The 25,663-nt window shown below is 42.7% G+C and carries 22 protein-coding genes and 1 other annotated feature; of the genes, 8 read left to right on the top strand and 14 right to left on the bottom strand.

Annotated elements, in window-relative coordinates; translation table 11 throughout:
* Positions 1–62: 62 nt before the first annotated feature.
* The 5 genes from mbcS to ezrA all read right to left on the bottom strand — a co-directional run bounded on the left by mbcS (position 63) and on the right by ezrA (position 6,761).
* A complete protein-coding gene (gene mbcS / locus ACFRAK_RS03755; protein WP_387602362.1) occupies positions 63–1,646 on the bottom strand; it encodes an acyl-CoA synthetase MbcS in 1,584 nt (527 codons plus the stop codon).
* A gap of 541 nt (positions 1,647–2,187) precedes the next feature.
* Complete coding sequence (locus tag ACFRAK_RS03750; protein WP_034309203.1) at positions 2,188–2,394, bottom strand: alpha/beta-type small acid-soluble spore protein; 207 nt, start codon at positions 2,392–2,394, stop codon at positions 2,188–2,190.
* 82 nt (positions 2,395–2,476) lie between these two features.
* Entirely contained in the window at positions 2,477–3,688 is a 1,212-nt protein-coding gene (gene thiI, locus ACFRAK_RS03745) for a tRNA uracil 4-sulfurtransferase ThiI (protein WP_387602359.1), read from the bottom strand.
* On the bottom strand, positions 3,685–4,833 hold the full coding sequence (locus tag ACFRAK_RS03740) for a cysteine desulfurase family protein (protein WP_387602356.1): 1,149 nt from the start codon (positions 4,831–4,833) through the stop codon (positions 3,685–3,687). The genes thiI and ACFRAK_RS03740 overlap by 4 nt, the downstream gene beginning before the upstream one ends.
* 233 nt (positions 4,834–5,066) lie before the next feature.
* Positions 5,067–6,761 carry a septation ring formation regulator EzrA gene (gene ezrA / locus ACFRAK_RS03735; protein WP_387602353.1) on the bottom strand — a complete coding sequence of 565 codons (1,695 nt, stop codon included), beginning with the start codon at positions 6,759–6,761 and terminating at the stop codon, positions 5,067–5,069.
* A gap of 168 nt (positions 6,762–6,929) precedes the next feature.
* Here ezrA and hisJ point away from each other — a divergent pair, with 168 nt between their 5' ends.
* Positions 6,930–7,733: a histidinol-phosphatase HisJ gene (hisJ, locus tag ACFRAK_RS03730; protein WP_387602351.1), complete on the top strand. Its 804-nt coding sequence runs from the start codon at positions 6,930–6,932 to the stop codon at positions 7,731–7,733.
* 1 nt (position 7,734) lies between these two features.
* Here hisJ and refZ read toward each other — a convergent pair whose 3' ends face one another.
* Positions 7,735–8,391, bottom strand: coding sequence for a forespore capture DNA-binding protein RefZ (gene refZ, locus ACFRAK_RS03725; RefSeq protein WP_387705718.1), 657 nt, complete (start codon positions 8,389–8,391; stop codon positions 7,735–7,737).
* A 154-nt stretch (positions 8,392–8,545) separates the two neighbouring features.
* Here refZ and ACFRAK_RS03720 point away from each other — a divergent pair, with 154 nt between their 5' ends.
* Positions 8,546–9,025 carry a GAF domain-containing protein gene (locus ACFRAK_RS03720; RefSeq protein WP_394571325.1) on the top strand — a complete coding sequence of 160 codons (480 nt, stop codon included), beginning with the start codon at positions 8,546–8,548 and terminating at the stop codon, positions 9,023–9,025.
* A 35-nt stretch (positions 9,026–9,060) separates the two neighbouring features.
* Here the strand turns inward: ACFRAK_RS03720 and ACFRAK_RS03715 are convergent, their stop codons facing one another.
* The gene (locus ACFRAK_RS03715) at positions 9,061–9,201 is read right to left on the bottom strand and encodes a hypothetical protein (protein ID WP_387602343.1); all 141 of its coding nucleotides are present in this window, start codon (positions 9,199–9,201) and stop codon (positions 9,061–9,063) included.
* A gap of 331 nt (positions 9,202–9,532) precedes the next feature.
* Here ACFRAK_RS03715 and rpsD point away from each other — a divergent pair, with 331 nt between their 5' ends.
* Complete coding sequence (gene rpsD, locus ACFRAK_RS03710) at positions 9,533–10,135, top strand: 30S ribosomal protein S4 (protein WP_260285447.1); 603 nt, start codon at positions 9,533–9,535, stop codon at positions 10,133–10,135.
* Between the two features lie 97 nt (positions 10,136–10,232).
* Here the strand turns inward: rpsD and tyrS are convergent, their stop codons facing one another.
* Positions 10,233–11,489: a tyrosine--tRNA ligase gene (tyrS, locus tag ACFRAK_RS03705; protein WP_192206077.1), complete on the bottom strand. Its 1,257-nt coding sequence runs from the start codon at positions 11,487–11,489 to the stop codon at positions 10,233–10,235.
* Positions 11,490–11,555: 66 nt separating this feature from the next.
* Positions 11,556–11,772 (bottom strand) — a binding site (T-box leader).
* A gap of 149 nt (positions 11,773–11,921) precedes the next feature.
* Here tyrS and ACFRAK_RS03700 point away from each other — a divergent pair.
* Positions 11,922–14,951: a transglycosylase domain-containing protein gene (locus ACFRAK_RS03700; RefSeq protein WP_387602338.1), complete on the top strand. Its 3,030-nt coding sequence runs from the start codon at positions 11,922–11,924 to the stop codon at positions 14,949–14,951.
* Between the two features lie 132 nt (positions 14,952–15,083).
* On the opposite strand, the gene acsA is transcribed toward ACFRAK_RS03700, so the two are convergent.
* Positions 15,084–16,802: an acetate--CoA ligase gene (gene acsA / locus ACFRAK_RS03695; RefSeq protein ID WP_387602335.1), complete on the bottom strand. Its 1,719-nt coding sequence runs from the start codon at positions 16,800–16,802 to the stop codon at positions 15,084–15,086.
* Between the two features lie 346 nt (positions 16,803–17,148).
* Here acsA and ACFRAK_RS03690 point away from each other — a divergent pair, with 346 nt between their 5' ends.
* From ACFRAK_RS03690 to ACFRAK_RS03680, 3 genes are read left to right on the top strand one after another with little or no spacing between them, the layout of a single operon-like run.
* Complete coding sequence (locus ACFRAK_RS03690; RefSeq protein WP_387602332.1) at positions 17,149–17,781, top strand: GNAT family N-acetyltransferase; 633 nt, start codon at positions 17,149–17,151, stop codon at positions 17,779–17,781.
* A 26-nt stretch (positions 17,782–17,807) separates the two neighbouring features.
* Positions 17,808–18,458 (top strand): acetoin utilization AcuB family protein, encoded by a 651-nt coding sequence (locus ACFRAK_RS03685; RefSeq protein WP_260285451.1) that lies wholly within the window; start codon positions 17,808–17,810, stop codon positions 18,456–18,458.
* The gene (locus ACFRAK_RS03680; RefSeq protein ID WP_387705710.1) at positions 18,451–19,632 is read left to right on the top strand and encodes an acetoin utilization protein AcuC; all 1,182 of its coding nucleotides are present in this window, start codon (positions 18,451–18,453) and stop codon (positions 19,630–19,632) included. The genes ACFRAK_RS03685 and ACFRAK_RS03680 overlap by 8 nt, the downstream gene beginning before the upstream one ends.
* A gap of 80 nt (positions 19,633–19,712) precedes the next feature.
* On the opposite strand, the gene ccpA is transcribed toward ACFRAK_RS03680, so the two are convergent.
* The 5 genes from ccpA to ACFRAK_RS03655 all read right to left on the bottom strand — a co-directional run bounded on the left by ccpA (position 19,713) and on the right by ACFRAK_RS03655 (position 24,265).
* Complete coding sequence (ccpA, locus tag ACFRAK_RS03675; RefSeq protein ID WP_192206083.1) at positions 19,713–20,717, bottom strand: catabolite control protein A; 1,005 nt, start codon at positions 20,715–20,717, stop codon at positions 19,713–19,715.
* 381 nt (positions 20,718–21,098) lie between these two features.
* Positions 21,099–22,175 (bottom strand): bifunctional 3-deoxy-7-phosphoheptulonate synthase/chorismate mutase, encoded by a 1,077-nt coding sequence (locus tag ACFRAK_RS03670; RefSeq protein WP_034309244.1) that lies wholly within the window; start codon positions 22,173–22,175, stop codon positions 21,099–21,101.
* 502 nt (positions 22,176–22,677) lie between these two features.
* Entirely contained in the window at positions 22,678–23,004 is a 327-nt protein-coding gene (gene ytxJ, locus ACFRAK_RS03665) for a bacillithiol system redox-active protein YtxJ (RefSeq protein ID WP_260285454.1), read from the bottom strand.
* Between the two features lie 129 nt (positions 23,005–23,133).
* Positions 23,134–23,706, bottom strand: coding sequence for a YtxH domain-containing protein (locus ACFRAK_RS03660; RefSeq protein WP_260285455.1), 573 nt, complete (start codon positions 23,704–23,706; stop codon positions 23,134–23,136).
* Positions 23,707–23,755: 49 nt separating this feature from the next.
* On the bottom strand, positions 23,756–24,265 hold the full coding sequence (locus tag ACFRAK_RS03655; protein WP_260285456.1) for a DUF948 domain-containing protein: 510 nt from the start codon (positions 24,263–24,265) through the stop codon (positions 23,756–23,758).
* Positions 24,266–24,496: 231 nt separating this feature from the next.
* Here ACFRAK_RS03655 and ACFRAK_RS03650 point away from each other — a divergent pair, with 231 nt between their 5' ends.
* Positions 24,497–25,609, top strand: coding sequence for an aminopeptidase (locus ACFRAK_RS03650; RefSeq protein WP_394571324.1), 1,113 nt, complete (start codon positions 24,497–24,499; stop codon positions 25,607–25,609).
* Positions 25,610–25,663 lie beyond the last annotated feature (54 nt).

The raw sequence follows: 25,663 nt of genomic DNA, 5'->3' as shown, positions 1-25,663 counted from the left end.
TTTTATCCAAGTACCTGTAATAAAAAAACGCCAGCCGTTACGGCTGACGGTAATGCTTTCAATCAATTGTTAAGGAGTGCTTCTTCCCTTTTCCGTAAATCAACCCGTTTGATTTTACCTGATGTCGTTTTGGGCAGCTCTTCTAAAAATTCGATTTTCCTTGGATATTTATATGGGGCAGTCAATTCCTTCACGTGCGTTTGGAGCGTCTGGATCAACCCTTGGCTGTTCGGATCGATATCCTCCATCAAGACTACATATGCCTTGACCACATTTCCCCTTATTTCATCAGGGCTTGCTATAACAGCACACTCTTTAACAAATGGATGCTTCACGAGTGCATCTTCCACTTCAAACGGTCCAATCGTATATCCCGAGCTGATGATGATATCATCAGAACGACCCTCAAACCAGAAATAACCATCTTCATCCTTTTTCGCTTGGTCGCCGGTAATATAATAGTCCCCGCGGAACTGCTGTGATGTCCGCTCCGGATCTTTAAAATATTCTTTAAATAGAGCAGGTGTATCTACATGTACGGCAATATCCCCCACTACGCCAGGAGAACAAGGTTTGCCTGAATCATCAATGATTTCCACATGGTTGCCCGGAGTCGGTTTCCCCATGGAGCCCAATTTAATATCCATGCCTTTCGTTACCCCTACCAATAGGGTATTTTCAGTCTGTCCATAACCATCACGCACTTCAATATGGAAATGGTTTTTAAAGACCTCGAACACTTTTTGATTTAAAGGCTCTCCCGCTGATACAGCACTATGAAGATGGGATAAATCATAGTCATCAAGGTTATCCGCCTTTGCCATCAATCGATACTCGGTCGGTGTGCAGCATAATGCATTCACTTTATAGTCCTGAAGCAGCTGAAGATATTTTTTCGCCTCGAACTTTCCATGATAGGCAAGACCGGCCGCTCCCGTTCCTAGTACCGCCAGGAAAGGACTCCAGATCCACTTTTGCCACCCTGGGCCTGCCGTTGCCCAAACCACATCCGTTTCGCTGATGCCAAGCCAGTTTGCTGCAGACGTTTTCAAATGGGCATAAGCCCATCCATGTGTATGGACGACCCCTTTTGGATTTCCTGTCGTTCCGGAAGTATACGATAAGAACGCCATATCCTCACTCTTCGTGTCGGCCATGGGCAGCTGATCCGATTCCTCATCGGCAAGCTCATTCAAATCCAGCCAATTTTCGATTCGTTTTCCGATTGAAAATTTGAGGAGGCTTTCCGCCCCTTCTATTTCATTCATTTCATGAGTATATTCATGGTAACTGATGATTCCTTTGACATCACCATGGTTGACTCGATACTGCAAGTCCTTCGCACGAAGCATTTCGGAACAAGGTATGACAATCATGCCAATTTTCAATGCGGCTAAATACACTTGATAGGCTTCCACCAAACGAGGGATTATGATAAGGACCGTATCACCTTTACCCAGTCCTTTTTTCTTGAAGGCATTTCCGATTTTATTTGCACTTTTTAATAAGTTCTCATATGTAAGTTGTTTTTTATCCCCGTTTTCGTTCTCCCAGAGGACGGCAACTTTTTCTGGATCTTTTGCAAAACGTTCCATTTCACTAACTAAGTTGTAATGTTCCGGAGCCAATAAGTCTTCACGCTTCATATTCTTCCCCTCCAATTATGAACTCTTAGTACCTACTCATTATACAAGATACTTCTCTAATATTTCTATTTATTTTTACAATTAAATAAATAGAGCGGGTGTTAGAACCCGCCCTCTGTAGACTGTAGTCAAATTCGATGAACATCCAGTTTTCACTAAAAAAACCGTTCTAGCTGATTTCAGAAATCCACCGACTGTCTGTTTTTCGTAAAGATTGTTGTTTTAAAACAAAACAATTTAAGGTTGATGGAGCGGAAGTGCGAGACTCCTGCGGGAGCAGCGGGACAGGTGAGACCCCACAGGCGTTTACGCCGAGGAGGCTCACCGCCCGCCCCGCGGAAAGCGAGCATCTGAAGGGGAAGTCAACCATACCGCTTTACTTGGTAAATAGAACAAAGTATGCGAAAACAGCTTATATAAAACAGTAAAAAATCATGAAGTATTGTTTAAAATAATGGTCCGCACTTTATTCGGCCGCCACACCAACAAAAATAAAGAGAGCGGGTGTTAGAACCCGCTCTCTGTAGCCATATTTATTAAATTATCTGTTGAATCCTCCGCCTAATTGTTGTTCAGCCATTTGAACAAGGCGTTTTGTGATTTCTCCACCAACTGAACCGTTAGCGCGAGATGTTGTGTCGGCACCAAGTTGTACGCCGAATTCTGTAGCGATTTCATATTTCATTTGCTGTAGAGCTTGTTCCACTCCAGGTACCAATAATTCGTTTGAGCTGTTGTTGTTTGCCATGTGTTTTTCACCTCCTTGTGATTATAGAGTGTGTTAAAACACATGGCTTCATCCGCACAATTTTATTGGTAATTACAGGATATTAAAATAGGTCTTCCATCGCTTCTTCCTTATCGAAAGTCTGACCAGGTTTAACCGTTAATATTTCTGTTTCGGAGACCGCTTTTTCAATCAAGGATTCAAAGTCGACGAAGCTTTCATAGTAATTGACTTTTTCACGTTTCGGTTTCGTTTTTGGGCTTGCCGGCGTAAAGACCGTACAGCAATCCTCGTACGGCAGATTGGATATTTCAAAAGTATCGAGCTCTCTCGCAATTTTGATGATTTCTGTCTTATCCATGGTAATCAGCGGTCGCAGGATCGGTGTATTCGTCACCTCATTGATGGCAAACATGCTGCTCATCGTCTGGCTCGCAACCTGTCCAAGGCTTTCACCGGTAATCAGTGCCATGGCTTCTGCCTTTTCACGGATTCGATCGGCGACCCGCATCATTAAACGCCGGGTTGTAGTCATTGAGTAGTTTTCCGGGATTTGTTTTTGAATCAATAATTGGATTTCCGTAAATGGAACGATATGCACTTTCATGCTTCCATTAATTTCTGCAAGCTTGCCTGCCAAATCAATGACCTTTTGGCGTGAACGTTCGCTTGTGAACGGCGGGCTGTAGAAATGGATCGCTTCCACGTCCAAACCCCGTTTCATAGAAAGGAATCCCGCAACAGGGCTATCAATCCCGCCTGAAAGCATCAGCATCGCCTTCCCGCTTGAACCGAATGGAAGACCGCCTGCCCCCTGGATGATTTCACCTGTCAAATACACGGCTTCGCGTCTCACTTCCACTAGCAGGTTCAAATCAGGGTTCTTTACATCCACTTTTAAATCTTCTGTATTTCGAAGTAAATGCCCGCCGATTGCCCTGTTAATTTCATCGGTATTATATGGAAAATCCTTATCCGCGCGTTTTGTCGTGATTTTGAACGTGTTGACGTCTTCAAGAGTATGATTAAGATAATACAATGCTGCCGTTTTCATCACTTCCAGATCACGCTCTATTTTTATTGCAGGGCTTAATGACTGAATTCCAAAAATGCCTTTCAACCGTTCAATGACAGGCTTATGGTCCGCACCGTTCAGGAGAACGTACATCCGCTCCCGGTTGGCAGTGAGCACTACACCTTCTATATCTTTTAAACTCCAGCGGATATGTGCCTTCATTTTGTCTACAAAGCCTTTGCGGTTTCTTTTTTTCGTGGAGATTTCTCCATAACGGATAATTATATGATCAAATTTCATTTTGCAACCCTCATTATTTTTTCTAAATTAGCGACTATTTTCTGTATCGCCGCCAGAACTTGCTTTGCTTCTTCCATTTCATTGCCAAAGGTAGTACTGATCCGGATGACGCTTTCGGAACGGGCTGAATTATGGAACATCGCATCCACCGTTTTGCTTACCGTCCTTTTTTTCGAAGAACAGGCACTGGTCGTCGAAACATATATTCCTTCCGATTCAAGTGCATGCAGCAATACCTCGGATTTAAGCCCCGGAACGGAAAAATTCACAATATGGGGTGCACCCTCTTCAGGACTGTTAACCATTACCCCGTCCATTTCCATCAAACCTTTATATAAATATGCTTTGATTTGCTGCAGCTTATCATGATACAGCAATTGATTGTTCATACTAATACGCAAAGCCTTCGATAGGGCGACGATTCCTGCAACATTTTCGGTGCCGCTCCTGATTTTCGTTTCTTGATTGCCGCCATGGAAAAGCGGATCGACCCGAACGCCTTCACGAACATAAAGGATGCCCGTCCCCTTCAAGCCGTGAACCTTATGGCCGGAAATTGTACATAAATCCACATTGGCTTCGCGCAATGATAACGAAACTTTGCCTGTTCCCTGTACATTATCGACATGAAAGAGCACGTTTGGGTATTGTTTTAACAATTTGCCAATTTCAGCAATCGGCTGTATCGAGCCAACTTCATTATTAACATGCATGACGGAAACCAAAATGGTATCTTCCCTCAATGCTTCCTTAAGATCCGTTACATCAATTTGCCCACATTCGTTAACGGGAAGATACGTGATCTCATAGCCCATTTTCGTCAATGATTGGCATGCATCTTCTACAGAAGGATGTTCAACCGCTGTCGTGATTATGTGTTTGCCGCGATTTCCCTGAGATTGGGCGGCCCCTTTGATGGCAAGATTATTTCCTTCCGTCCCCCCGGAAGTGAAATATATTTCCGAACTCTTCACCCTTAGTAAATCAGCGACCTGCTTTCTTGCAGCAGAAAGCAGTTTTTCGGATTGCACCCCAAGTCCATGAAGCGAAGAGGGGTTCCCGAAATAGTCCGAAGTAACCTTCATGAATGATTCGATTACTTCGGGATATGGTTTTGTTGTTGCACTATTATCAAAATAAATCATGGGTTCACCTTCCATGTTATTGTATCTATGATGGTCACTCTACTGAATATAAGTTTCAATGTTGCTGTTGCAACTTCTAATATTAACATAATTGAATTTGAAAGAGAATGTAAAACACTGGTCCACTGAAATGATAGGGGACCTGCTTCTTTTTAGTCCCGCAGAACGATTTACCTTCCTGCCTAGTCTATTTCAGGTTCCTGTAAAAGAAAAAACCCGCCATGGCGGGTTTTTTAGGAAAGGACTTCTTCTATGTTCGCCCCGATTTTTCGTAAACTGCCTGGGTCGACCTTTTCTATGGCCGTGGCTGCCGTTTCCAATGCGGCTTGATATTCGTAGCTTCGGAATTTGGCCTCGGCCTCCCTAAGGCTCTCGGCTACCATATCGTGACTGCTGCGATAGCGATTTCCGAATTGGATCACCTTTTCGGCCAAATACATATGTTCGATCAATTCATTGGCTTTTTCGTGGACCCTATTCACCTGTTGAACCGCCTTTTCCAAGTAAATATATACAGCGGCCATGTCAAGCGGCTTTTCTTCAAGTTTCCCCTGAACGTCGTCCATGCTTTCTTTGGCGTCCTGAAGCACCACTTTATACTCTTCTGGAAGACCTGGAATATTGCTTTTTGCAATTAAACGTCCAGTATCGACCATTTTGCGCTTCAATTCGGCCAATGCATCCCTGGCATCCATTTCATCTTTTCGTAAAGCCTGTAATTTAAGGGTAAAGTCTTTCTGATTTTCCTGTAATTCCTTCAACTGTTCCGCCAGTCCCTGCATCTCTTCGCTGATAAGGGAGCTTGCCATCACATTATCCTCCATTTTCAAGACAAGCAATTGATGGCGTTTCGAAATCTGGGCAATCTGCTTTTCCATTTTCCGTTGTGCATCAAGCTCATTTTCCGTCAAATGATAGGTGTGTTGAACATGTATGGTTTCAACTTTAAGTTTATCGTTTTCATATTCAAGGTCACTTAACGTTTTTCTAAGAACTTCATCATTTTTCAAGATATACTGTTTTGAAAGTACTTCTTTTTCCAAAAGGTCATAAAGAACCTCGATGCTTTCGCGCATTTCTTTAATGCCTTTTTCCACTGCTTCCGTTTCTGCATTGTCCAATTGTGTTTTATATAGTTCCAGTTCTTCCTCAAGCCGTGATATTTCCTGCTCGAATTGGATATGGCTCAACAGATACCCTTGTCCTGACATCTCCTCATAACCATCCTTCAATTCCTGAAGCTGGGAATGCAGCTCTGATTGGCTATCCACCAATAATTTTGGGAGCATTTCCATTTTAACTGACAGAACCGCCAATTTTTCCTTAATGGATAGAACAAGCTCCCTCGCATTCAAATAATTGCCGTTCACGGTCTCTTCTTCATACTTCTGGAGGATTTGCAATACTTCATCCAAGGAATTTTCCAGCTTATCAGCCGCTTTCCCATAATTATGCCTGTGCGCAAGCAGGGATTTCTTCAATTGACGGTAGGATTCTTTGATATCCTCAATTTCCAATCGATTCTTTTCCTCACTGCCTACGAGTTCATTCAGTTCATATAAGATCTTTTTGATCATTTCCTCGATTTCATTCAGCTTGACTGTAATTTTGCGCTGTACCTCTTTTGATCGGCTGAAACGGTATTTATCGACGAATTCCTCGGCATCGAATAAAAGCTCTTCGACTTCGGGCATATGATCCGTAATGATGGCGTCCCATTCAATTCGCCAGTTTTCGAACATTTCCTCTGTTTCACCTGTCATGTTCAATTGTTTGACTTTAGAAAGCTCTTCCAGCACGGGGCGGTGCGTGATGCTTATTTTCCAGGATTCCAGTCGATCGATTTCTTTAAAATATCTCTTTTTGAAAAAATAACCCCAAATGATGAAAATCAAAATTAATACAATTACCCCAATTATGTAATCCATGGTAAGCCCCCTGTTCTAGTCCTTACAGTCTTGCTCGTTTATATATCAATTTTAAAAATGTTAAATTTAATGCTTTTATGATACCATGTTAGCAATAATTTTTGACGAGAAAAATGATTTTTTTGTAGAAAATTGCTACAAATACCTGTTTTTTGGGAGGGAAGAACCATGAAAGCTGACGGTCATGTGCACACTCCGTTTTGCCCACACGGCTCTACGGATAAATTCGATGAATATATTACGCGGGGAATCGAGCTAGGATTAAAGGAAATCACATTTACGGAACATGCTCCATTGCCAAGAAATTTTCAAGATCCTACGCCTGAAAAAGACAGCGGCATGGACGCTGCCCTGCTCCTGGATTACTTTCAAGAGCTCCGCGTACTAAAAGAACGCTATAAAGACAAGATCCTGATCAAAACAGGCCTGGAGGTTGACTTTATAGAGGGGTATGAAAATGAAACAAAAGCATTCCTCGACGAAATCGGAGAATTCCTTGATGATAGTATACTTTCCGTCCACTTCATCAAGCATCAAAACCGTTGGCATTGCATCGATTTCAGCGATGATGGGTTTAGTGAGATTGCCAATGAACTAGGTTCAGTGGAATCGGTTTATACCAAATATTACGATACATTGGAAAAATCAATAGAAGCTGATTTAGGCATATATAAACCAAAACGGATCGGGCACATTACACTTGTCCATAAATTCCAGCATCGATATCCGCCGGCATCAAATTTTGACGAGCGGGTTTACAAGGTTCTCGATATGATCAAGGATCAAAAGTATGAACTGGATTATAATGGAGCCGGGCTTGTAAAGCCGCTATGCGGTGAGCCCTATCCCCCTGAACGATTTGCAAAACGTGCAATAGATCTCGGCATTCCGCTTATTTACGGTTCCGATGCCCATCAGGCTAAAGATTTGGGTCAGGGCCATCAGGCACTGATTGCAGGGTATAAAGGATAACTCATGTATACACTTCAGGCCGGCCGGCTAACAGTGGCTGGAAGTCTCCGGCATTGAAAAGGGTATCTTGCAGAAAACGTCCGACTTCATTGGCATAAATATTCGTGTAATAGGCTTCCTGCGGGAAGACGTGAAGCACCTCCATCGCATAATGGGTATGCAGGACAGGGGCCGTCAATAAACCCTTCAACTGCAGCATATACATGGGAACGGATACTTGCTGGAAACTCCTGCTCTTGATTCCTTGTTCCAAAATATATTGAAAATAAGACTTTTCCTTAGTAAAATACGTCGAATGAATTTCGCGGTTTAAATTGGAATCTAGTGAAGATTCCCCATATATGAACCGTGCAGCAAGGAAGTTTTCCCTTTGGAAAGCGAGAATATCCTTTACAAGATTCATCAAGCAATGTTGCGGGCCTTTAAGTTCGAGCAATGTCATGTTCTTCTCAAGGACCAGAATATACTCTTCTAAATAGGAAATGAAACAGAATTCCAGCAACCCCTGTTTATTCTTGAAATAGTAGGCAATATTTGCAGCGTTCACTTTCGCTTTATTTGCAATATCCCGTATTGATGTAGCATGATAGCCTTTTAAATGAAATAAATGCAATGCAGCTTCCACAATGGCTTGTTTCGTTGGCGTCTGGCGATTCATTCAGGCAATCCCTCGCTTTCTTTGAGACAAGTCTTGTGGACTACTTCTTCACGGAAGAGCCTGAATCCTTTAGTAATTTCTCGACAATTTCCCAACAATAAAGCATCATGATTAGATAGTGCTGTAAAAATATGCGGAAGACAGGTGAACGCTTTTGTTTAATGTCGAAATGTATCAAGGAAAAAAAGAAAAAAACTATGAACTGGTCCAAAAACAACTACTTGCCTTAATCGAAGATGAAACGAACCGGATAGCAAATTTAAGCAATGCGGCAGCTTTACTTAATCTGTTTCTCGATGAGATTAACTGGGTAGGTTTTTATTTATATGAAGAGGGCCAATTAATTCTAGGACCCTTTCAAGGTCTTCCAGCCTGTGTCCGCATTCCAATGGGCAAGGGCGTATGCGGGACTTCAGCTGCAACTGAAACAACCTCGCGCGTAGAGGATGTCCATCAATTCCCTGGACATATCGCCTGCGATGCGGCATCAAGATCTGAAATTGTCATACCGCTCATGAAGGATGGCAAATTGCTCGGTGTCCTCGATATCGACAGCCCGATAACGGACCGTTTTGACGAAATGGATCAGCAAGGACTGGAGAAGTTCGCTGAAATCCTTTCCAATCATCTATAATGTAAAAGGGAGCGGCAAACCTTGCCTGCTCCCTTTTACATTACTTGTACATGTACCCGTTCCGTCCTGAAATCAGCGACCCTTTTGACATTTTCAGCAAAGGAACAGGATTGAACCACGCCCATGGCATAGGCACCCAAGAAATGTCTCAAACCATCTATAATTTTTGGATTCATTACCTCATTGCACTTACAATGGAAAAGACCTTTCTATAAATTGCATTTTATTAATATATTGTCTTTCCTCCTGTGATTCTCTTTATCCATTCCTTAATTAATCACAACTGTCCTTGACTCATTGAGCAGAATATTATACAATACTCCTTGTGTAAAATATTGCAGCCTATGTGACAGCCTTTATGTTCTCATTTTGTTCCTCAATACAGAGGTGTATCTCGTAACTCTCTGCTGCTAGGGCGAAGGTACATGAAAACAAAATGGTCATGATCGTACATTCACACGGTTTTTATTTTACCAAAATAAAAACATTTAAAGGAGGAGTCATCCTATGGCTCGTTATACTGGCCCAAGCTGGAAACTATCCCGTCGTTTAGGAATTTCCCTAACAGGTACTGGTAAAGAATTAGAAAAACGCCCTTATGCTCCAGGACAACATGGTCCTAACCAACGCAGAAAAATTTCTGAATACGGAATGCAACTGCAAGAGAAACAAAAACTTCGTCACATGTACGGAATCACTGAACGTCAATTCCGTTCAATGTTCGACCGCGCTGGCAAACTTAAAGGTGTTCATGGTGAAAACTTCATGATTCTTCTTGAATCACGTCTTGACAACCTAGTTTACCGTCTTGGTTTAGCTCGTACACGTCGTCAAGCACGTCAACTTGTTAACCACGGTCACATCACTGTAGACGGAGGCCGCGTAGACATTCCATCTTACAAAGTGTCTCTTGGACAAACAATCGCAGTTCGTGAAAAATCACGCAACTTCTCAATCATCAAAGAATCAGTTGAAGCAACTAACTTCGTTCCTGATTTCCTTACTTTCGATGCTGAGAAATTAGAAGGTACTTTCACTCGTTTACCAGAACGTTCTGAATTGCCTGCTGAAATTAACGAAGCTCTTATCGTTGAGTTCTACTCTCGTTAATAACTTCAAAAAAGCCCATCCTTGGATGGGCTTTTTTTTGCACCTAAACACCTTTGCATGACAAAGCCCGGCTGGGATTCAGCCGGGCTTTGAATTATCATTTCACTAATGTGTATTTCTTCTTGCCGCGACGAACGAGGATGAACTCCCCTTCAATCTTGGCAGCTTCCGTCACTACATATTGCAGATCAGTCACTTTCTCCCCATTTATGGAGATTGCCCCATTCTGAATATCCTCACGGGCTTGACGCTTGGATGGCGAAATTTTCGCTTCTACGATTAAATCGACCAAACCGATATCTTCTTTGCTTTCACGTTCGAAGCTAGGGACATCTTTAAAGCCCAATTTGATTTCCGCTGCACTTAAATTCTTCACCTCACCGCTGAATAGGGCGGCAGAGATTTTGATTGCTTGGTCTAGAGCTTCCTGACCATGAATCAAACGGGTCATTTCTTCCCCTAATGCTTTTTGCGCTTTACGCAAATGCGGTTCGGTCTGTACGGATTGCTCTAACTCTTCAATCGCCTCACGAGATAGGAATGTGAAGAATTTCAGGTATTTCACAACATCAGCATCGGCTGTATTGATCCAGAATTGGTAAAATTCATACGGAGTCGTCTTTTCCGGGTCAAGCCAAATCGCTCCGCCTTCCGTTTTACCGAATTTCGTTCCATCCGCTTTCGTTACGAGCGGAATCGTCATACCGAATGCTTTAGCATTCTCATCATTGGATTTCCTGATCATTTCAAGACCGGTCGTAATGTTGCCCCATTGATCACTGCCGCCAATTTGCAATTTACAGTTGAAATTGCTGTATAAATGACCGAAATCAATTCCTTGTAAGATCGTGTACGCAAATTCAGTAAAGGAAATCCCCGTATCCAAGCGGGAAGCAACCGTATCTTTTGCCAGCATGTAGTTAATGCCGATGTATTTCCCGTAATCACGCAAGAATGTAACCATATCGATTTTACCTATCCAGTCATAGTTATTGACCATGACCGCACCATTATCACCGTCGAATTCAAAGATGTGGGATAGCTGCCCTTTTATGCAGTCTGCATTATAAAGCACTTTTTCCAGTGTTTGCAGCTGGCGTTCCTCTTTTTTACCGCTTGGATCACCGATAAGTCCAGTCGCACCGCCTACTAGCACAAGTGGACGATGACCGTGCTGCTGGAAACGGCGCAATGTCAAGAATGGCAATAAATGTCCGATGTGCATACTATCCGCAGTTGGATCGACACCACAGTATAAAGAAATCTTTTCTTTTTCTAAAAGGTCCTTAAAACCTTCTTCATCCGTTTGTTGATAAATAATCCCTCTCCACTCGAGGTCTTTAAGCAATTCCATTAAATATTCCTCCTTCATCTTAGAAAAAAACCGCAAAAAACACACAAAAACGCCCCTTCATAAATATGAAGGGACGAATGAATTCGCGGTACCACCCAACTTGAGGACATAATATGCCCTCCGCTCAAGACGAATAACGGTCGTCAACCGTTTCCTGCTACTAATCATTTCACAGCAAATGCTCCAGGAAGTAATTCATCATACCATTTGTACCGATTTCCACTAACCACCGGCTCTCTGAAACAGGGATAGTCTGACTACTGGGTCCTATCATCGCGATCATTTCATCATTTTATTGTTGTTAATAAACTTTTATCATACATAAGAATCCTTGTCAACATCACCCTTACAGATTATAGAAAAATAAGAAAGATGCCCTTTCCCCTACCTGTTATATGCTATAATATATGTGATTTCAGGGGGTATGATACGATGAATAATAATCAAAAAGATAGATTTCAAACTGTCTGGAAGCAGCTGACCCGTTTTTTTCAAAATGAAAAAACACAAAAGAACGCGCGGGTTACATACCAAGTCATTTGGAATTTAACGCTGATCCTCATTATTGTCGGGATCCTAGGATTCTCATTCGCCGGCGGCGTCGGAGCCGGCTATTTCGCTGCCCTCGTCAATGATGAGCCAGTACGCTCAAAAGAAGATTTGAAAAAAGACATTTACAATTATGAAGAGACCTCTGAGGTATACTTTGCAGATGAAGTATACTTGGGCAAGCTTAAGAGTGACCTTGAGCGTGAAGAAGTGTCCATCGATAAAGTTTCCGAGTATCTTAAAAATGCAGTCATCGCTACAGAAGATGAGTATTTTTATGAGCATGACGGGGTTGTCCCAAAAGCTATCCTGCGTGCCATTTACCAGGAATTTACGAATGCAAACGTCCAATCGGGAGGAAGTACATTAACACAGCAGCTCATTAAAAACCAGGTCCTGACCAACGAGGTTTCATTTGAACGGAAAGCAAAAGAAATCCTGCTTGCGCTCCGGGTCGAAAAGTTCTTTGAAAAAGAAGAGATTTTGGAAACCTACTTAAACGTCTCCACTTTGGGACGAAACTCTTCTGGCCGTAACATTGCTGGAGTCGAGTCCGCCGCTGAAGGTATTTTTGGCGTGGAGGCCAAAGATCTCACACTGCCCCAATCAGCGTTTATCGCTGGATTGCCGCAAAGCCCTTTCGGATATACACCATATACCCAGAAAGGTACACTGAAAGAAAATCAAGAGCCCGGCATAAACCGGATGAAAACCGTTTTAAAGCGGATGTATAGTAACGGATACATAAAAAAAGAAGAGTATGATCAAGCAGTCGCATACGACATAACAAAAGACTTTATCGGCAAAACGGAGATGCCATCCGAGAAATATCCATGGCTCACCTATGAAATCGAAAAACGCTCCATCGAAATCCTTTCTGTCAGTCTGGCAAAAGAAGATGGATATGAAGAGAAAGATTTAAAGAATGATGATTTAAAAGATCAATATGTTGCACTTGCCGATCGTAAGCTGCGTCAAAACGGCTATCAGATCTATACGACGGTCAATAAAAAGATATATGATAAAATGCAGGAAGTAACGAAAAACTATCCGAATTACGGATACGATAAAACGGCACAAGTCGTCGATCCTGATACGAAAGAAATGAAAACGGTGAGTGAGCCCGTTGAAGCCGGGGCCATTCTAATCGAAAATAAAACAGGAAAAATCATCAGTTTCGTAGGTGGCCGTGATTTCAAACGGGAACAGACGAACCATGCTACCGCATCACTGCGATCAAACGGATCAACGATGAAGCCGCTGCTCGTATATGGCCCAGGGATCGAGTTAGGAAAAATCTCACCTGGAAGCGTATCGGCAAACGTACCCATTTCCATCCCAGCAGGAAAAATGTGGCGTCCAGGAAACTATGGCGGCGGAAGCTATACGGGAGTAACGACAGCCCGGGAGGCACTGAAGAATTCCTATAACATCCCGGCAGCGCTCTTTTACAAGAAAATAATCAACCTGAGCCCTGCTTCCTATTTGGAGAAAATGGGATTCTCCACCGTGACGAAAGGGGATTACTCCAATCTTGCCATGTCATTAGGTGCCATGGACAAAGGTGTAACCGTTGAAGAAAACGTCAATGCGTTTGGCACATTTGCCAATTCAGGGGAGTTCATCGATGCTTATATGATCGATAAAATCGTATCGAAAGATGGCAAGGTCATTTATGAACATAAAGTGAAGCCAGTGGAAGTATTTTCTCCGCAAGCCGCATACCTGACGCTTGATATGATGCGTGATGTCGTAAACAGCGGGACGGCAGCTTCGGTCAGGAACCGACTCGCTTTCTCAAGTGATTGGGCAGGTAAGACCGGAACTTCCCAAAACTATTGGGACGCTTGGTTCGTCGCTACCAATCCAAATGTTTCATTCGGTACATGGCTTGGATATGACACACCGAAATCCTTGCAAGGGACCTATAATGGCCTGGAATATAATAAACGTAATATGTATTATTGGGCAGATCTGATCAATGCCGCATACAAGGTCGATCCTAAACTCATCGACCCCGATAAGCGATTTGAAATGCCGGGCGGAATTGTCAGCCGTTCCTTCTGTGGCGTTTCAGGACTGCTGCCTTCAAGTGCATGCCAAAAGGCAGGTCTTGTAAAATCAGATTTATTCATCGCCAAATATGCTCCATCCAGGGCGGATGATAGTTTCATAGATGGACAATATGTATCAGTCGGCAGCAAACGCTACGCAGCCCTTCCGCAAACGCCTGGCGAATTCACAAGCGGCGGGTTCATGTTGAATCCCGATTCCTATGCAGATATCGGTTTGGAATATGTCGATGACCCGGGATCCGTGATTCCTGGAGGCGAAAAATCAGGAAATGTCGTCGGGGCGAAAGCGAAATTGAATGATAATGGCAAAGCACCAGATCCCCTATCCATAACGATCAGTAACGATAAGATTACATGGGGCTTGCATCATGAAGGAGATGTCGTCGGTTATCGTGTCTATAAAGACGGCAAAAAAGTGGCGAGCATCAATGCTGGCGGGAGTCTTGTTTACAAAGTCGGCTCAGGCGGTTCCTATTACGTAACGGCCGTAGACATAGTCGGTAAAGAATCAGCCCCTTCTCAACGTGTTGAAAGCGGCGCTAAAAAGACACGTTCAAAAGAAGATTCCGCAAAAAATAAAGATGATCGCGGAAAAGATAAAGTAGCTAACGAAGATAAAAAACCGGACTCAAAAGAAAAGAACGGTTCGGATAAAGAGAAAGAGAAAGAGAAAGATAAAGAACCAGAAAAAGAAACGAATAAAGTTAAAGAGCCAGCTCAAGACAAAGATCAAAACAAGGAAAATACAGATAAAGAAATTCAAGAGACCGACAAAGATCAAGAGACAGTCAATGATAAAGAGAAGGAAACGGATAAAGCTGAAGAAGAGGAAGAATGACACTCTTTCTTGAACTAAAACAGGCTGTCGGGCGAACCCGACAGCCTGTTTCCTTATAATCTCCCAAAAAGGCATCCATGAAAGGGACAATGGATGCCTTTTCCTTTTCAATAATCAGCACGGCTCAGTTTCTCAATCCTCCATCGATGATAAATCACCAGTTGGCAAATCAAGTTCCCAAGCTTTCAGGACACGGCGCATGATTTTACCGCTTCTTGTTTTAGGAAGTTTATCCCTGAATTCAATTTCACGAGGTGCCGCATGTGCTGCTAGACCACGCTTTACAAATGTACGAATTTCCTCAATCAACTCATCGTTTGCATCGTATCCGTCACGAAGGGCGATAAACGCTTTGATAATTTCCCCCCGAACCGGATCCGGCTTACCGATGACCCCCGCTTCAGCTACGGCAGGATGCTCGACCAACTTGCTTTCCACTTCGAAAGGTCCGACTCTCTCCCCTGCCGTCATGATGACATCATCAACACGGCCTTGAAACCAGAAATAACCATCTTCATCCATATATGCGGAATCTCCCGAAACATACCAATCACCTGGCATAAAGTAAGATTCATATTTCGCTTCATTCTTCCAGACGGTCTTCATCATCGATGGCCAACCTTTCTTGATGGCAAGGTTCCCCATTCTATGCGGCGGAAGCTCGTTGCCTTGATCATCCACTATCGCCGCCTTCACACCAGGAATCGGTTTGCCCATCGAACCCGGTTTGATTTCCAGGCAAGGATAATTGCAGATTACCTGAGCCCCGGTCTCCGTCATCCACCATGTATCATGGATACGATGATTGAATACCTTCATTCCCCAACGCACCACTTCCGGATTCAACGGTTCACCGACACTTAAGATATGGCGGAGAGTGCTTAAATCGAACCGCTTAACGATTTCGTCACCTGCGCCCATCAGCATCCTGAAGGCCGTCGGGGCACTATACCATACCGTGACACCAAAGTCCTCCAAGGTCTTGTACCAGGATTCAGGCTTGAACCGCCCGCCTACAATGACATTCGAGGTTCCTGTCAGCCAAGGTCCAAAAATCCCGTAAGACGTCCCTGTCACCCATCCAGGGTCCGCTGTGCACCAATACACATCCTCATCCTGCAAATCAAGGACCCACCTTGCCGTTTGATAATGCTGGATCATCGCATTATGGACATGAAGCACTCCTTTTGGTCTGCCTGTGGAACCGGAGGTATAGTGAAGAATCAGACCGTCATTCCGATCCACCCATTCAATATCGAAATCTTTGTCGGCTTCTTTTAATTTTTTATTGAAGTGATGGTACTTTCCTTCTTCTTTTATATTTTCCCCCACCAAGAAAATATGCTTTAAATGGGGTAGCTCATCCACTGGGACGCGCGGCAATAGTTCAGGTGTCGTCACAATCACACTTGCCTCACTATCTTCAAGGCGATCCCTTATTGCGCCTTCCATGAATGCTTCGAACAACGGCCCAACGACCGCTCCCGTTTTAATCGCACCCAACAATGCAAAATAAAGCTCCGGGGAGCGAGGCATGAAGATGAAAACTCGATCACCTTTTTCCACATTTGCAATGTTCTTGAACACATTGGCCGCTTGATTCGTATAATCTTTCATTTCCTTGAATGTATACTTTTCATTTCTTTTATCGTCTTTGTAATAAAGGGCTATCTTATTCTTTTTGTATGTTTCGGCATGGCGGTCAATGGCTTCATATGCAAGATTCACTTTACCGGTTTCAGACCAGGAGAATTCCTTTTCCGTCTCAGACCAGTCAAACTTCTTGTATTTTTCATCATAATTCTTTAAATTAAAATTACCTTCCACTACTGGCAACGCTTTCACATTCATACGACAAACTCCCCCTTCATTCGGCTCTATATTTTTATTATAGTATAAAAAGACAATTTTCTCAATTTTTAAAATATTAAGAGCTTCCATATTAGGGAAAATCCTGCTTGCTGAATTTTGAGAATGACAAGTATGGTAGAGTTAAGGTGAATTCATGTTGATGGCTGGGAAAGAGGAAGCACTTGTAACAAAAGATTCATATATGTGTTGAACTTTCTAAATTATGCCCCTTGTTTTTATGTATAATTTATTTAAGCTTTCCATTCGGCCAGTTTTTAAAAGCAACGCTTCTTTTACTCCGGAATGCCAGAGTGTAAGATTACTACATAACAAGGGTGGTGAAAGAATGGAATATAATAAGACCTTTTATACTAAAGAACTGCAGACATCGAGCGGGACGCTCATCATCGAAGGTCCGTTGAATGGCGAAAAGATGTCCTGTTATGGGTTTCACGAAGATTTGGTCGCCTTTCGCCCGCCTGCTTCGCAGCATAAAGCGTTAATAGAGATTGCAGACTTGCCTGAGGGCAGGATCTTCATCGCCCGTGAAAATGAAACGATCGTGGGGTATGTAACTTACTTATATCCCGATCCCTTGGAGCGCTGGTCGGAAATTAAGATGGAGGATCTGATTGAGCTTGGCGCAATCGAGGTCATCCCTAAATACCGGGGTGCCTCCGTCGGGAAGAACCTGATCCGCCTTTCCATGGAAGACGATTCGGTTGAAGACTTCATCATCATCACCACTGAATACTATTGGCATTGGGATTTGAAAGGGACAGGCCTGAATATTTGGGATTATCGCAAAGTCATGGAAAAAATGATGAGTGCGGGTGGCTTGGTCTACTTTGCAACAGATGATCCTGAAATCAGTTCCCACCCGGCCAACTGCCTGATGGCCCGTATCGGCAAAAGAGTCCCGCCTGAATCCATCCAGAAGTTCGACCAATTGCGTTTTATGAATCGGTTTATGTATTAAAGAGGCGAATAAGAGGAGGAAGGAAAATGATTGTAGAAACAATAATGAATGAGGATATTATCACCCTCACTCCAACAGATACAATCCATAGCGCTGTCATGATCATCAAGGAGAAGCGGATTCGCCATATACCCATTGTCGATGACAGCTATCATCTTGTGGGATTAGTCAGCGACCGAGATATTCGGGATGCTGCACCTTCTATATTCCGTACCGCAGAATACAAAAATGATTTACAAAAACCATTATCAAGCATCATGAAAACGGAAATAATCACGGGGCACCCGCTGGATTTCGTGGAAGAAATCGGGGCTGTTTTCTGTGATAACAATATCAGCTGCCTACCAATCGTAACGGGAAGGAAGTTAGTGGGCATCATAACCGGTTCCGATTTACTTCATTCATACGTTGAGTTGACTGGAGTCAATCAGCCCGGTTCCCAAATTGAAATCAGAATCCCGGATAAGGCAGGTTCCCTTCATGATATTGCCCATATTTTCAAAAGGCGCAATTCGAATATCCTGAGCACCCTTGTTTATCCTGAAAAAAATGGAAGCGATTATAAAATTCTTGTAATTCGTGTACAGACGATGAATCCATTTATGGTGGTGGAGGATTTGAAGAAAGAAGGCTATACCGTTTTATGGCCTAGCCTACCGGGGATTTCACATGAATGACACCTCCCTTTTCGTCTATTCGGATGAACTGCTTACCTACAAATTCAACGATGAACATCCATTCAATCAAAAGCGGCTTAAACTCACGCTTGATTTATTAAAAAAACACCATGCCATCAATGATGATCAAATTATCAAGCCCAGAATGGCTACCGTTGAAGAATTGGAACTGATCCATGATCACCATTATGTAAACGCTGTCAAACTGGCGGGCCAGGGAATGCTCCCCCCTGAAAAGGCAGTAAATTATGGACTGGGAACAGAGGATACCCCTATCTTCCCCAAAATGCACGAAGCGAGTGCCTTGCTTGTAGGCGGTACCTTGACGGCTGTGGATGCCGTCATGACCGGTCAGTCCCAGCACGCACTTAATCTTGGCGGGGGCCTGCATCACGGTTTCCGGGGGAAGGCCTCAGGCTTTTGCATTTACAATGATAGTTCGGTCGCGATTAAATACCTGCAAAAAAAATATGGGGCACGTGTCTTGTATGTCGATACCGATGCACATCATGGTGACGGAGTCCAATGGTCATTTTATGATGATCCCGATGTATGCACCCTATCCATTCATGAAACGGGGCGCTACTTATTTCCCGGCACCGGCAATATTAACGAGCGGGGTCAGGGAAAAGGCTACGGCTATTCATTCAACATCCCGGTCGATGCGTTCACTGAAGATGAATCCTGGCTCGAATGTTATAGGGCTTCCTTTAAGGAGGTCATTGAATTCTTCAAACCGGATGTCATATTAACGCAAAACGGGGCGGATTCCCATTATTACGATCCGCTCACCCATTTATCTGCCACCATGAAGATTTATAGGGAAATACCAAAGTTGGCCCACGAAATGGCCCATAAGTTTTGCGAAGGACGGTGGATTGCAGTAGGCGGCGGCGGATATGATATATGGCGCGTCGTCCCGAGGGCTTGGGCGAGGGTCTGGCTTGAAATGACGAACAATGATCTATCTGGTCCCCTATCAAAGGAATGGCTCGATTGCTGGCAGCCTGAGTCTCCTGTCACGCTGCCGGATGAATGGGATGACATGGAGGATATTTACGAACCGATTCCCAGGAAGCCTGAAATTACCGAGAAGAATGCCCTGACGCTTGAAAAGGCCCTTTATCCCATCAGGTCTTCCAAGCAAACGTCGAAAAGCAATGAACAAAGTTAAAAGATCGTTGAAAAACGATCTTTTTTGTTCGGGTTGGGAAATAAAAAGAGAGTGCCCTCCGGGACACTCTCCAAACAAGTTTATTTCGTTGATTGTCGGTTTTCAATCCGGTGCGGGAGGATCACTTTTTCAAGACCTTCCTCCACTTGTTCTTTATTCATCAACTTTGTAAGGAGCCTCATCGCAACTGCACCAATGTCATATAAAGGTTGAACGATCGTGGTGATTTGCGGACGCACCATCAATGTCAATCTTGTGTTATCGAAGCTGATCACTTCAAAGTCTTCCGGTACATTATACCCTTTGTCCTGTGCGGCATGGACAATTCCAAGAGCCATTTCATCAGCACCGGCGATGAATGCCGTCGGTCTGTCTTCAACTTCCAGGTACTTTTCAAAAGATTCAATTCCTGAATCATATGTATAATCACCTTCAACAATATAACTTTCATCAAATGAAAGTCCCGCTTCTTTCAATCCTCGTTTATAACCAGTCAATTTCATTTCATTAATCAGCGCGGAAGGGTTTCCGCTTACAAAAGCGATATGCTTGTGGCCTTTATTAGCAAAGAATGTCACTGCGTCAAATGCCGCCGCCTCATAATCAATATTAACCGATGGAACTTGCCCGCTTTCATCCACCGAACCTGCCAGAACGATTGGAACCGGTGAATTCTTAAACTCTTTAACATGCTCATCAGAGATGTTGCCGCCCATGAACACGATACCATCCACTTGTTTTCCAAGCATCGTATTCAGCAAATGGAATTCCTTATCTATATTCTCATCAGAACTGCTAAGAATGATATTGTATTTATACATTGTGGCTATATCTTCTATGCCCCGTGCCAATTCGGCAAAAAAGATGCTCGAGATATCCGGGATGATAACCCCGACTGTAGTCGTTTTCTTTGAGGCAAGTCCCCTTGCCACTGCATTGGGGCGATACCCTAACTTCTCAATCACATCGGAAACTTTCTTCCTTGTTGCAGGCTTTACATTTGGATTCCCGTTAACTACGCGGGAAACGGTGGCCATGGAAACATTCGCCTCACGCGCCACATCATAAATGGTTATATTATTCATTCATCCATTCCTCCATTTCTTTCATTTTCCCCATAAAAGACCCGAATTATTTCGGAAAAAGATCTTTTATGCGTTTTTCTCTATAAGGAAGATTATTTTAGGAACGACCTGCCTAACAAAAATGCAGTCCTACTCTCTTCTCAGTCAAATATTCAATACCCTATTTAAGTATAAAATTCACATAGATATCACTTTATGTATGACTCAATCTTCCGAACAGTTCTCATTCTTGTTATTTATCATACGATAGTAGAATCTTTCCTGCAATCCAATAGTGCTTATTTCGAAGCTTTTTCTGTAAAAACTAGTATTTTACCATTAAAAAAAGCCCTTGCCAAGTTGGTAAGGGCCGTAAGTAGATCATTTAAAGACTTTCTTGGTTTATACTGTTACCCAGTTCAAACGTTTAATTTCATCGTAGAATTCATCAAATTGTTTGAAGTCCATTTGCTGTGCAGAATCAGATAAAGCAACGGAAGGATCTGGATGCACTTCAGCCATAACACCGTCAGCACCGATTGCAAGAGCCGCTTTAGCCGTAGGAAGGAGAAGATCGCGACGTCCAGTTGAATGCGTCACATCAACCATGACCGGTAAATGAGTTTCTTGTTTTAAAATCGGTACAGCCGAGATATCAAGTGTATTTCTTGTTGCTTTTTCGTAAGTACGGATACCGCGTTCACAAAGGATGATGTTGCCATTGCCCTGCGACATGATGTATTCCGCTGCATGAATGAACTCTTCGATCGTTGCCGCCAGTCCACGCTTTAAAAGAACTGGTTTATTTACAGCACCTGCAGCTTTAAGCAAGTCGAAGTTTTGCATGTTGCGCGCACCGATTTGGATGACATCGATATGATCGATCGCCGCTTCAATATCGTTGGCACTCACGATTTCACTGATAACAGCCAAGCCGTATTCATCAGCAACACGTTTAAGTATTTGTAAACCTTCCAAACCAAGCCCTTGGAAGTCATATGGAGATGTACGTGGCTTAAATGCACCGCCGCGCATCAATTTCAGGCCTTTAGCTTTAATGACTTCCGCCACCGCAGCTGTTTGTTCATAAGATTCAACGGCACATGGTCCGAAAACGAAGCTAGGGATTCCGTTACCTACCAATTCACCTTTAATGTCGATGATCGTGTCTTCAGCCTTTTGTTTTCTTGATACAAGAAGCGTTTTCTTCTGATCATCTTTTTGAAGCTCCAAGCCTAATTTAAAGATTTCTTTGAAAATATGTTTAATCGAACCAAGATCAAGCGGTCCTTGATTATTGGCTTCGATAAGATCCAGCATTGTTCTTTCACGGACCGGATCGTAACGGTTTACACCTTGTTTTTCTTTAACGCGACCAATTTCCTGTACAAGTTCAGCACGTTGATTAATAAGATGTAATAACTGAAGGTTCACATCATCCAGTTGATTACGAAGTCCATCAAGCTCTTTGTTGCTCATTACATATCCATCCCTTCGTTTTTTAAAATAGAAATCGGTTCAGCGGACTCCAACTAAAAAAATCCCATCTGGATCCTCGAATGTCCACCCGATTGTATTATCAATGAAAAATTTAGAATATTTCATGTATGATTAAATCAATTATAAATGAAGTGTCCATAAATGTCACTATATTTTTCTTTAATAATTAAACGCTTTTAAGCATTAAAGTTATGAATGCATAAAATCAGGTGTTACATGCAGGAAAAACGAATTAGACTGAATATTGGAACAATCCATTGTAGGAATTATATTGGAAATAGAACAAGAAAGCTATAATTTAATCGATATTTTACCTTAAAGAGAAATTGGACATGATCAAATCGTCTTCCACTTGAACAGGAAGGGCCTTTAAAGAAAAGGGTTCCCCTGGAGACCGTTTAAAATTCCCATGGCCACCAAATGGAATAATAAAAGGCCGGACCCCTTACTAAAGGGATCCGGCCTTCATTCATTCATTCATTCATTCAGTAATGGCCTTGCTCAATGAATCATATGTAATCCGCCAATGAGATTCATTCCAGGCAGGTTTTCCACCTTTAAAAAGGATGGCCTGAGGTGATTGATGTTTGACATCAAATGTTTCTGCCACATAGTTAGATAGTGGACGAGCTTCCTGAACGGCTAAATAGGCCGTTTTAAGTTGTTCGTTCTCCAAGATGTACCTCTGATATTGTTCAAATGCTTCAGCACTGACCGGGCATGTTACACTATGCTTGAAAAGCAGGAATGTATCCTCTTTTAGAAGCTCATTGAATTGTTCTTCTGTTTCGATTTTACTCATGACCATAAAACGATCTCCTTTCCTTGTCCATATAAATCTTACCATCAAAAAGGCGATGAAGCCATCAAAGCACTTCACCGCCTTATTCTTCGTCCCTTTATGCCTTTTCATCCCCTTTGAAGGAATCCAAGGAATTTATTTCTTTAGATTATTCTCTGTTTCATCAAATGCCTTTTTCGCTTCATCAAGTTTTAATTTTGCAGCATTCTTGTTTCCGCTTGTAGGATCTGCAGGATTATTTTCCGAGTCATTTCCGTTAGCAAAGTTCGTTTCGACGGATACGATAGGAGCATCGGAAGTTCCGGTTACATCTATATCCTTATTGCTGGAATTCGTCGTATCATCAGCCGCGTCCCCGTTTTCTTTTCCCGTTTTTAGGCTTTTCACTTTATTGACGATATTTGAGGATTTATTGGAAACGATTTCCGTGACAGAGCTCGTTTTTTCTTTTGCAGTATCAGCAAGGACTGTCCCTTTTTCCATCGCCGTTTGTCTTAATCTTTCTGTTTTCTCTGAAATGTTTCTAGCTTGTTCATTGAAATCATTCCTTAATTCCTTGCCTGTTTTCGGAGCCATGAATAAAGCTGTGGCCGCTCCGATCATGCCGCCAATCAAGGCGCCAATCATAAAGTCCTTAGAATTGATCGAGTCGCGTTCGTCCTCATATGATTTCTGATAATCTTTTGTCGGAAATTCTTTTTGAGTCATAATACATTCCCCTTTCAATTTTCAGTTCATTTTTTTATTTAACTAGATCTTAAGATCTAGAACGTAAAAACCTTTTTTTAGGCAGGTCATCTGTTTCAAGCGCTTCCCTTTCTAACTCCGCCCTTTCAGTAGGGGTCGGGGCAGCCTGTTTGCTTCTGGCCTTCCACTTGTCCCTGATCTCCATGGCTACATTGCTCCATTGTACAATTTGTGAGATTCGTTCTTGATTATTATCAATCTCAGCCTGCACTTTATGGGAAACCTTTTGGATGGAAGAATTAAAGCTAGAGATGGATGTGCCTACATCCTTCACTGCATCCACCACCGTGTTCAGGTTTTCCGACTTTTGCTGCAAATCTTCAGCCAACGTATTCGTTTTATGTAATAACTGAGTAGTTTCGAGCGTTATGCCCTGCATTTGGCTCTCTAGTCCTGTCAGCGTCCGGGCCACACTGTCCAGGGTAGTTTGAAGTGATGTCAGTACCTTTGTTAGAAAAATAACAAGTACCAAAAAAGCTATCGCTGCAACTGCAGCACTTACGTACAAAATAATCTCCATTGGAACACCTCCGAAATAAAAATCGACTTATTTAATAGCTGTTAGATATTAATTACCCCTTCCCTATTATTATAAACTTATTTATTTTTTCAATATACCCTATCAAACCCTAATCTGGAAATATTGTTGTCTGCATCCAGTTCCTCCGTGAAATTCATAGGTGACACTTATGGCAGGAAATCGGGTATGATAGAAAAGATAAGTCGAATTTAAACAATGGAGGTATTTTTTATGAAAGATCCCAGAATTGGTACATTGGCCAAAAACTTAATCAATTATTCCGTGAAGCTTCAAAAAGGTGAAAGAATCTTGATCGAAAACTTCGGATTGCAGCGTGAACTTGTTAACGCACTTGTGAATGAAGCCTATGCAGCAGGTGGTTACCCATTCGTCCTTTTAAAGGATCACCAAGTGGATCGTGCCTTGCTGATGGGTGCCAAAGAAGAACAGTACAAGTTGATGGGTGAGTTTGAAGCAAACGTAATGAAACAGATGGATGCTTATATCGGGCTTCGTGCCGGGGATAATATCAATGAACAATCCGATGTCCCTTCAGAGAAGATGGCGATTCATGGACAGACAGTCGGTAAAGTACATAGAAATATCCGCGTGCCAAACACAAAATGGGTCGTACTTCGCTACCCGACAAATTCAATGGCCCAATTAGCCAAAATGAGTACAGAAGCATTTGAAGACTTTTATTTCGAAGTCTGCAACCTCGACTATGGCAAAATGAGCGGAGCAATGGACAATCTTGTTGAATTGATGGATAAAACGGATAAGGTCCGCTTAACTGGGCCCGGTACGGACTTAACCTTCTCCATCAAAGACATCAAAGCCATCAAATGTGCGGGTGAGCTGAACATTCCTGACGGTGAAGTATATACGGCCCCGGTTAAAGATTCCATCAATGGAGTGATTTCGTATAATACTCCGTCCCCTTATCAGGGTTTTACTTTTGAAAACGTGAAGTTGACATTCAAGGATGGAAAAATCGTTGAAGCGGTTGCGAATGATACGGAACGCATCAACAAAATTTTTGATACTGATGAAGGCGCACGATATGTCGGTGAATTTGCAATTGGTGTAAATCCATATATTCTACACCCGATGCAAGATATCCTCTTTGATGAAAAAATTGATGGAAGTTTTCATTTCACTCCCGGGCAATGCTATGATGATGCCTTTAACGGAAACCATTCAGACATTCACTGGGACCTGGTCAATATCCAGCGGCCTGAATATGGCGGCGGGGAAATCCATTTTGATGACGTCTTGATACGTAAGGACGGCCGCTTCGTTTTACCGGAATTGGAAAATTTAAATCCTGAAAATTTGAAATAACATAAAAACCAATAAAAAAACGACCGACCCGCTACTAACGGATGGTCGTTTTTT

It is taken from the genome of Peribacillus sp. NPDC056705, assembly GCF_043656335.1.
The sequence above is the reverse complement of the archived record's forward strand: the minus strand, read 5'-3'. Positions and strand labels throughout refer to the sequence as shown.